Origin of the sequence: Gilliamella sp. Pas-s25, assembly GCF_009795885.1 — a bacterium.
GTDB lineage: Bacteria > Pseudomonadota > Gammaproteobacteria > Enterobacterales > Orbaceae > Gilliamella.
Genome location: NZ_WTEV01000071.1, coordinates 1 through 1,081 on the forward strand (window position 1 = coordinate 1; position 1,081 = coordinate 1,081).

Here is a 1,081-nt window from a genome sequence, read left to right on the forward strand (position 1 = left end):
CTTATTCATATTTGTTCCTTTTTTAGTGGTGATAAGTTTACCTTACCCCTTAAAAAAGTTGTATGAATTAGTGTAGCCGATCCAGTTTCCTGATTTATATTATTAAAATAGTGTCGATTATTAAGGGGACAGATATCAGATATCCATTCTGGTAAATTTTGTATATAGTAAATTATGATATTAACATTGAGTTTTATTTTTTTTATTTTCATACTCTTTAAGATATATATCTAGGGGATATGCTGTTCCTAATTCGTATATCTTTCCACTATCTTTATCAATTATAAATGGACAATTACCTATTAATTGTGTTGAAAAATCACCAGTTTCTAAAAATTCTCTAGATTGAAAACAAAAAAGCCATCCTTCAGAAAATCTATCTATTACAGTAATCTCTACAGGAACATCGTATTCAGCTAAATAATTTTTAGCTTTATTTATTGCTTCAAAAAAAGTAATCATCAATTAGTCCTTAAAAATTTGAAAGATTTAAATTTGCTCATATCTGCAGCTTTGCCAGTTTGCCCATCTAGAAAACGTATAATTCCCCTTTGATTCACTACATTGAAAACATGTCCTGGTTGCCCTGGTCCATAAGAACCAAATACAATACCTCTTGCACCTGAGCCCGCATTTGTCATTTGCTCAATAATATTATTAGGACCATTAATATTTTGAAATTTTGTCCCATATTGTTTTTCTAACACAGATATTGGAACTCCATTTTTTGAATTAATCGGTAAAGCAGAAGCTGGATTACCACCTAATGTTGCATCAGTAGCTATAACACAATTGACGCAATTATGAGTTCTACCTTCTGTAGGATACCCCGGATTTACATCACGTATAGAACCAGCTGTATCGTTGATTGTAGTATTGGTTTTCTCCTTTCCTGCAACCCCCTCAAACCCATTATTTTCAACCTTAATCAACCCTAACGGATCCACCCAATTTATCGGATCACTACCAGCATATTGGTAACTATTTAGTCCGCCTAGTATACCGAGCGGATCTTGAGTAATATACCTGCCTGTAAATGGGTCGTAATAACGATTTAAGTTATAATGTAATCCCGTCTCCT

At 32.9% G+C, this 1,081-nt stretch carries 2 protein-coding genes; both read right to left on the reverse strand.

Annotated elements, in window-relative coordinates:
* Window positions 1-180 precede the first annotated feature (180 nt).
* Window positions 181-462 (reverse strand): YrhB domain-containing protein, encoded by a 282-nt coding sequence (locus GQ593_RS13330; protein WP_160432462.1) that lies wholly within the window; start codon window positions 460-462, stop codon window positions 181-183.
* A partial coding sequence (locus GQ593_RS13335; protein WP_237397771.1) for a toxin glutamine deamidase domain-containing protein occupies window positions 462-1,081 on the reverse strand: 620 nt, incomplete at its 5' end. The genes GQ593_RS13335 and GQ593_RS13330, both read right to left, overlap by 1 nt.